The sequence below is a fragment of the Streptococcus oralis genome (assembly GCF_001578945.1).
In the GTDB taxonomy this organism is placed as follows: Bacteria; Bacillota; Bacilli; order Lactobacillales; family Streptococcaceae; genus Streptococcus; species Streptococcus oralis_Q.
The window spans coordinates 47,629-54,436 of the sequence record NZ_KQ969553.1 but is presented as its reverse complement, the minus strand read 5'-3'; the positions used below and the strand labels follow the sequence as shown (position 1 = coordinate 54,436).

Annotated in this window: 9 protein-coding genes; all 9 read right to left on the bottom strand. The window is 41.7% G+C overall.

Translation table 11 applies throughout. The features are described from left to right. Positions 1-49 precede the first annotated feature (49 nt). Entirely contained in the window at positions 50-784 is a 735-nt protein-coding gene (locus SORDD16_RS07405; protein WP_061452940.1) for a DUF554 domain-containing protein, read from the bottom strand. Between the two features lie 9 nt (positions 785-793). Further along, positions 794-1,318 (bottom strand): cysteine hydrolase family protein, encoded by a 525-nt coding sequence (locus tag SORDD16_RS07400; protein ID WP_061452939.1) that lies wholly within the window; start codon positions 1,316-1,318, stop codon positions 794-796. A gap of 295 nt (positions 1,319-1,613) precedes the next feature. After that, a complete protein-coding gene (locus tag SORDD16_RS07390; RefSeq protein WP_061452938.1) occupies positions 1,614-2,153 on the bottom strand; it encodes an NADPH-dependent FMN reductase in 540 nt (179 codons plus the stop codon). A gap of 179 nt (positions 2,154-2,332) precedes the next feature. Then, positions 2,333-3,235 carry a nuclear transport factor 2 family protein gene (locus SORDD16_RS07385; RefSeq protein WP_241734034.1) on the bottom strand — a complete coding sequence of 301 codons (903 nt, stop codon included), beginning with the start codon at positions 3,233-3,235 and terminating at the stop codon, positions 2,333-2,335. 16 nt (positions 3,236-3,251) lie between these two features. Continuing rightward, positions 3,252-3,665: a nuclear transport factor 2 family protein gene (locus SORDD16_RS07380; RefSeq protein WP_128973491.1), complete on the bottom strand. Its 414-nt coding sequence runs from the start codon at positions 3,663-3,665 to the stop codon at positions 3,252-3,254. After that, positions 3,656-4,474 carry an MBL fold metallo-hydrolase gene (locus tag SORDD16_RS07375; protein WP_061452936.1) on the bottom strand — a complete coding sequence of 273 codons (819 nt, stop codon included), beginning with the start codon at positions 4,472-4,474 and terminating at the stop codon, positions 3,656-3,658. Before SORDD16_RS07375 ends, SORDD16_RS07380 begins: the two co-directional genes overlap by 10 nt. Before the next feature lie 137 nt (positions 4,475-4,611). Continuing rightward, entirely contained in the window at positions 4,612-5,178 is a 567-nt protein-coding gene (locus tag SORDD16_RS07370) for a TetR family transcriptional regulator (RefSeq protein WP_061423502.1), read from the bottom strand. A 64-nt stretch (positions 5,179-5,242) separates the two neighbouring features. Beyond that, positions 5,243-5,863, bottom strand: a complete 621-nt coding sequence (locus tag SORDD16_RS07365; protein ID WP_061452935.1) for a DsbA family protein — start codon at positions 5,861-5,863, stop codon at positions 5,243-5,245. Positions 5,864-5,866: 3 nt separating this feature from the next. Continuing rightward, positions 5,867-6,718, bottom strand: a complete 852-nt coding sequence (locus SORDD16_RS07360) for a VOC family protein (RefSeq protein ID WP_061452934.1) — start codon at positions 6,716-6,718, stop codon at positions 5,867-5,869. Between the last annotated feature and the right edge of the window lie 90 nt (positions 6,719-6,808).

The following is a 6,808-nucleotide window of genomic DNA, read 5'->3' as shown; positions in this document are numbered from 1 at the left end:
TGCCTTCCATCAGATGGTGTTTTTGTTCATGGTGAGAAATCGCATGCTCTTACATGCCAATCAAGGGCTGGATCCAAGACGTCCAAACCCAGGAAATCGGCATGACAAGAACCATAGCTGGTATCATATCTGCTACTGGAAAATCACGTAACTTCATGATTCGAAAACCGCTAGCTAACATAAGAAATCCTCCACAAGCCTTAAAGTCTCCTATCATGGACGGTGTGGTCAAGGGCAGGATTAGATTGGCACTCAAAAAGAGCAGGAAAAACAAGAGAAATTGAGGAATGGCAATCATAGAAACGATATAACCCAAACTACAAGCAAAAATCATTGCTGTGAAAAAATCCAAAATAGACTTGGAAATGAGAATCGAAGCATCTCCAGTCATTCCAGACTCCAGACTTCCGTAAATCCCAGTCCCACTGGCACAAAAGAGGACGATAATGGTCAGTAACTGAGCATTAAACTCCTCACGAGATAGACCCAAGTCCTGATTTGGAAGCAAGCGAGACAAGCCTTTCTCCATCCAACCAGCTGCTCGGTCAATGCCTTTTTGAACCTTAAATATCAGGCCTAGAACAGTTCCCAACACAAGGGCAAAGATAACTGCTGGCATATTCACCATATTGGCAATCGCACTAATCCCCATCCCTAAGGCCGCCAATCCAAAAATCAAGTTGAGATTTTCTTTTAAGTCCTCCTTGAGATAGTCGCCAAACAAACCACCTGTAATCCCTCCAAGAAGAATGGCAAGTGAATTGATTATAATTCCAACAGGCATGCTGACTCCTTACTTATTTGCTGCTTGAATGGTTTCTACTGGCAAAACTTTGGCAAAACGATTGTCCCAGATGTGGTCTTGGTAGAAATCAATGATTTTCTGTGCTGGTAGGTGGTCATTGTCAAAGGTTGTCACGGCATCACGAACCAAAACTTGTTCAAATCCATATTCAAATCCAACTTTCAAAGAGGTATCGATACAGAACTCTGCCTGCATTCCCACAACTGAATAGCTAGTGATGCCCTTACTATCTAGATAAGCCTTAAGCTCTGTCCCACGATACATACTGTTAAAGTTTTTATTGAAAATGCGATCCTGTGGACGTGGACTCAATTCATGGTAAACCTGCCAGCTAGCGTCGCCCTCAGATAAAAATCCTTCTGCTTCCGTGTGGCGGATATAGATTACTTCCTTCCCCGCCTCTTCAAAACTTGCAACGGTTTGTTTAACTGTTGCAATAAATGGCTTCTTATTTGCAGGCCCGAGGTTGATCAATCCTTCTTGAATATCGACTACAATGAGTGCTTGTGTCATATCTTGTCTCCTTATGATCTTGATACGAAAGCAAATAACTACTTTTCGTCTGATACTATTATACAGAAATGAGGTTGGTTTACAAGCCTAAAGGCAAGACACCACCCTCCTAGTCATACTCTTCGAAAATCTCTTCAAACCACGTCAGCGTCGCCTTACCGTACTCAAGTATAGCCTGCGGCTAGCTTCCTAGTTTGCTGATGATTTTCATTGAGTATCAAAACAAACTGCTCTCCAAATGCTAGAGTTTGAGCCCAAGATTTGGAGAGCAGTTTTTATAGATGTTTTATAGAAATTAGGCTTGGAGAAGAGCTTGAGCTTGTTTTTCAAGTCCAGAAATAGCTTGTTCGTTCAATACAAGTTCCCCTGTTCCCCATGCTTCTGGATTTACAGTCGTTCCAGTAAAATCTCCGACAACTTGCATCCGAACAAATGGAAGGAGAGCTTGGTAAGCACCAAACAATTGTTCATGACCTCCATTAGCTACAGAAGAAACCGTTACAATCTTGTCTTGAAGAGCTGATGGACCACTAGTTTCTGACAAATCAAGCGCACGACTCAACCAGTCAATCAAGTTTTTCACTGTACCTGGGATAGCAAAGTTGTAAACTGGTGAGAAAATCCAGATAGCGTCTGCTTCAAGAACTGCATCACGCGCAGCTTGAACTGCTGGCAAGGTTGGTGTTTCCAAATCTTGGTTCATCAACGGAATGTCCTTGTAGTCCAGGTATGTAACGTTTGCTTTTCCAGCAAGCAAACTTTCTGCTTTTTTAGCCATTTGGTGGTTAAATGAACCCTCACGAAGGGATCCGACAATAAATAAAATGTTTTTCATGTTTGTTTCCTCTTTCTGTTTAAACAATTGTTTTATTTGGTTAATGATATTCATAAGAACCTTTCTTGTTGTAATTATTTTTATTACATTTTCTATTATACCCTATTTAAACGGGATGTCAATCGATTTGCTCAAAAAATTACTAATTATTATTATTTTCAAATACTGATCAATTCGATTTAAAATTTCCCGTTCGTGTTTGCTGCTTCCGAATCAGCAATGACATCTGCAAGAACATCCCAGTGTTCTGCGATTCTCCCATTTTCTACACGGTAGAGATCATAGAAAGCTGTCTCTTTTCCAGCCAAGTTTCCTTCACTAATAACCAAGGCAAAGTCACCTTGGGCAAGGACTTGGTGCGTTGTTTTATAATCCATATTGATTCCCATTTGAGCCATCTGTTGAAGAGAAGCTTTAAAACCTGAAACTGTGTCAACCATATCTGCATTATGCTGGATATAGTGATCACCATCAAAGTATGAGTCCAATTTTTCAGGATGTTGACCATAGATAATATCATCGATATAAGTCGAAACCAGTTTCTTAGTTTCTTCTCCATTCACACTGGTATCAATTGTCGCTGCACCATCAAACTGTGTGTGACCACTGTAGTTAGCGTCGCGAACAGGACTAAGATTGTCCCAGTGCTCCGTGATCATACCTGCATCATCAAATTTGAAAACATCAAATCCGACCATTTCTTGTCCACCAAAGTTGTAGACACTATGTAAGACGACGGTATTTCCATCTTCAAATTGACGCTTAATATCAACAGTCGCAGCACTTCCACCGTTTTTAGCTCCTTCCATGATTTGAAGGAAGCCATCCAAGCCTGTAGCTACGGTCTGATTGTGTTGAATATAGTCTTTTTTCAAAACTTGCTTAGCAATCCCCGTATCTCCCGTTTCAAAGGATTTCAACAAAGTGACTGCTTTTTCTGTATTGCTCATTTTTGAGATTTGATTGGTTTCTTGTGATGTTACTTGTGCTGATTGTTGTTGGTTCATATAATAGATTCCTCCTGCTCCTAAAACGACGACTGCTGTTACTCCTGCAATCCATGTTTTTGTAGATGTTTTCATTTTATTACCTGTCTTTCTATAATGTCATTGCGGCTTGTACGAGGGCACTATCAACAACTTGAATAAAGTTGACAACTTTTCCCGCCTCGTCAAATCGATAAAAATGTGCAAAGTCTGCTCTAAAAAATTTATTGGTTTTCTTGTAAGTCCCACTGTATTGCCCATGAACGACGACTTGATTCTCACTCACAAAATACGCTTTTGGTGTCGCCTGATAGTCCACCCATTCTGAGCCTAGACGACTATGAACATGGTCAACAACCGCATCAATCCCATGGTAAACACCACCGTAAGGAAAACCTTCTGCCTCCTGCCAGACCAATTGGTCTGCAAAATAAGCTTTAAAGTCCGCTATTCGCCCTTCGGCCATTGCTTGATAAGACTGGGCTACCAATTCTTTGTAATCAACTGTCATTTCTATTACCCCCATACCATTTCACCTGTCATAACTTTGGCACTCATGTCGAGAACTGATTCGTTGCGAAGATTTGGAAAACGCTCCTGAATTTTTTCTTTAAAAGTTTCTGAATCCTGAACGTAACCTTTTAGTCCAATCGCGTACTCAATATAGTCTAGCGAGAATTGTAAGGCTTGATTGTCAAAGGAACGACTCTCATCACCATGACTCACAACTACCAAATCGGCATCCAAAGCTAATAGTTCACGCAAACGCCCTTGCCAGTCACGTAATTCCTTTATAGTTGGTGTATCTGCAAGGAACAAGTGACTTTCGTTGAACACATTAACTCCACCGATAAGTGTTTTTGTCTCTTCATTCCAGAGATTGACTTGGGATGGCTCAGAACCATACAATTTCCAGCTTGTTCCTTGAAACTCAATGACTTGCTCAGTCATGACAGATGGAATCACGACATTTTTGGGTAAATCGTCTCCCAGAAAATCACGCCAAACTTCGAGTTTGTTTTCTACAGTCGCTAGGATATGTTCCACCACAAAAGGTGTCGCTACGGCTACAACCTCTGGAAATGCTGCCTTGACTTCTTCTAAACCAAAATAATAATCTGGATCCCCATGGATAATGAAAATCTGTTCTAATTCTAGCTTGTTTTCTTTGAGATACTCCACGATTTCTCGGCCATCTGAGAGTCTAAAACGTGCCCCAATTAACAAAGCCTTTTGTTTGCGAACCACCAAGGTCGATGTGACCATGAAGCCCATCTCATCAGCTGTAAAAACATGTAATTTCGTGCCATCAGACAATGTAAAATCTTTAGCCATTTTTTTCCTCCAAATATGTTTGTTGTTAGGTGTTGTTTTTATTTACATGTTTTATTATACGCGAAAATAAAAAGCGTTCAATCAGCAATAAATGACAATCTGTTGCTTATCGAACACTTTTTAAGGATCTGTATGGTTTACGTATGATCAAATAAAATGAGTTGCTCAGTCTCCGTCATCCAAGAAGCTAAATCTTCCTTATTTTCACGACAACCACCCAAAACCCAACGATTAGCGGTAGCTACAATGCTGGCTTTTAAAACATCCTGTTTGTATAAGGCCCAAACATCGTCTCCAGCCTCTCTTGGAAAAATACTTTGAAAGTAAGTAGCGACAATGTCATCAAACCAAGCCGAGCTTAACTTTCTTTCTGCCATCAATTTGAACAATTCTTGATTTTCCTCAACATAAGTCAGAATGGGAAGGATATGGTCAAAACTATCTCCCTGCTCCCAGTTTTCTTGTAAGGTTCGAGAGGTCAAATCCTGAATAGCAGCAGAAAACTCTTCTCCTACCTCCATCTCAATCTTCTCTAACAGATCATACTTATCGAGATAGTGGGCGTAAAAGGTCCCTCGATTGATTTCTGCTGTATGTATAATCTCTGCTACTGTAATTTTCTTGAATGGTTTTTCAGCAAGCAAACCTAGCACCGCTTGACGAATGGCTAGCTTTGTTTTTTTGATACGCAAATCTTGGGGCATGATATTCTCCTTTTTCTCTATTATACCAAAAAGGGCCGGCAAAACCGGCTCTTCATGATTTATTCTAATCTAGATGCAATAAACTTTGATAAGTTGCTTCTAGTTCTTCCACTGTTTGGGCCTGTCCTCTTAGGTCGTAATAGCGACCATCCTTTTCAAGGATCAGGGTCGGATAGCTAGTCACGCCCAGCTCACGTGCTCTCCTAAAGTCAGGATGGGGTGCTCTGGACTGCCAAGCTGTCGCAACCTCTGGTAAAAGGATTATAGGATCCAGATCAAATTCGCCAATCACGTTTTCATAGGTCTCAAGGTCTGACAAGAGCTGTCCTTTCTCATAAAAGGCTTGCTGCATCCGGTAAGCAAGCGCTACTTGCTCTTCTTGTGGGATATAGCGACGAAGGACTCCAAAAGCCTGAGCAGCCCTGAGTGAATCAACTGGTAAGTCTTGGGTAAAGGTCGCTTTAAAAGCCTCGCCAAACTCAACTCCATATCTCTGAGCAATTTCCTCGTTCATGGTATCATATGCTCCCAGTTGGCGCGTGGTTTTTTCATTTCCACCCGTAAAGAGCCCACCAGAGATCATGTCCAGTTCAAGCTCAGGATGAGCTTTCATAAAGGGTGCTAAGATCTTGTCAAAACCATAACACCAGCCACAATAGGCATCCCAAATATAGTAAACTTTCATGCACTACCCCTTTCGCACACGGGTTAGGATTCCATCTGGATCTTCAAAGATAAGTTCATTGGAGGTCACCCAAGTAATGGGAGCTCCCTCTTCCTTAGCAGCTGCTGCAATGACAAGCAGGCTTTCCTTCTCTTCCACCTCGACGACATAGGAGGCAAGACCTGGCATGTCTTTCTCACGGTGCGCTAGCTTTTTCCCACCCCATTCATTGACAGCTAGATGGTGGTGGTAATCGCCTGCTGCAATCCAACTGGCATTTGGAATACTAAACTTATCTTCTAAACCGAGCACTTGCTGATAAAAACGACTGGAAGCTTGACTATCCTTGACAGATAGGTGAATATGGCCCATGCGCGTTTCTGGATCGATAACAAAAGGATCCACTTCCCGTCCCAGCTCATAAATATCCTGGGCAGCCAATTCCTCCGTCACCCCGATAATACGACCGTCCTCACGAATATCCCAAACTGACACCGGCTTGTCTCGATAAAGTTCAATGCCATTACCTTCCAAATCTTCTAAGTAAAGAGCTTCGCTGTAACCATGATCCGCCCCACCGATGAGGGGAATCTGCAATTCAGCGATATGCTTAAAAACATCCCCCAAAGCTTCTCGGCTCGGCAAGAGAATAGCCAGATGATAAAGACCATAACTGTCCTTTACGAGTTCCCTTCGATCAGTCTCTATCAGGTGAACCAAGGGCTTACCCCCAGCTCCCAGAAGGACTTCCCGATCTGACTGTGATAAAATCTCCAAACCGATAATGTGATGGTAAAAGGCTGTCTGACGCTTCAAATCCTGAACGTTCAACACTGCTTCTGCTAGGTAAATGTGGCTATTGTAGGTGTAGGTCATATTAATTCCTCTTTTCTTTGTTGTAACTATTTAACTTACAACAATTATACACCTTCTATCCGTAATGTCAATAGTTACATCTCAGTATTT

Bases quoted from the DNA above. Each gene is read 5' to 3' on its own strand.
- SORDD16_RS07390 (WP_061452938.1), bottom strand. From the start codon at position 2,153: ATGAAAAACATTTTATTTATTGTCGGATCCCTTCGTGAGGGTTCATTT.
- SORDD16_RS07370 (WP_061423502.1), bottom strand. From the start codon at position 5,178: ATGCCCCAAGATTTGCGTATCAAAAAAACAAAGCTAGCCATTCGTCAA.
- SORDD16_RS07365 (WP_061452935.1), bottom strand. From the start codon at position 5,863: ATGAAAGTTTACTATATTTGGGATGCCTATTGTGGCTGGTGTTATGGT.
- SORDD16_RS07405 (WP_061452940.1), bottom strand. From the start codon at position 784: ATGCCTGTTGGAATTATAATCAATTCACTTGCCATTCTTCTTGGAGGG.
- SORDD16_RS07375 (WP_061452936.1), bottom strand. From the start codon at position 4,474: ATGGCTAAAGATTTTACATTGTCTGATGGCACGAAATTACATGTTTTT.
- SORDD16_RS07400 (WP_061452939.1), bottom strand. From the start codon at position 1,318: ATGACACAAGCACTCATTGTAGTCGATATTCAAGAAGGATTGATCAAC.
- SORDD16_RS07380 (WP_128973491.1), bottom strand. From the start codon at position 3,665: ATGGGGGTAATAGAAATGACAGTTGATTACAAAGAATTGGTAGCCCAG.
- SORDD16_RS07360 (WP_061452934.1), bottom strand. From the start codon at position 6,718: ATGACCTACACCTACAATAGCCACATTTACCTAGCAGAAGCAGTGTTG.
- SORDD16_RS07385 (WP_241734034.1), bottom strand. From the start codon at position 3,235: ATGAAAACATCTACAAAAACATGGATTGCAGGAGTAACAGCAGTCGTC.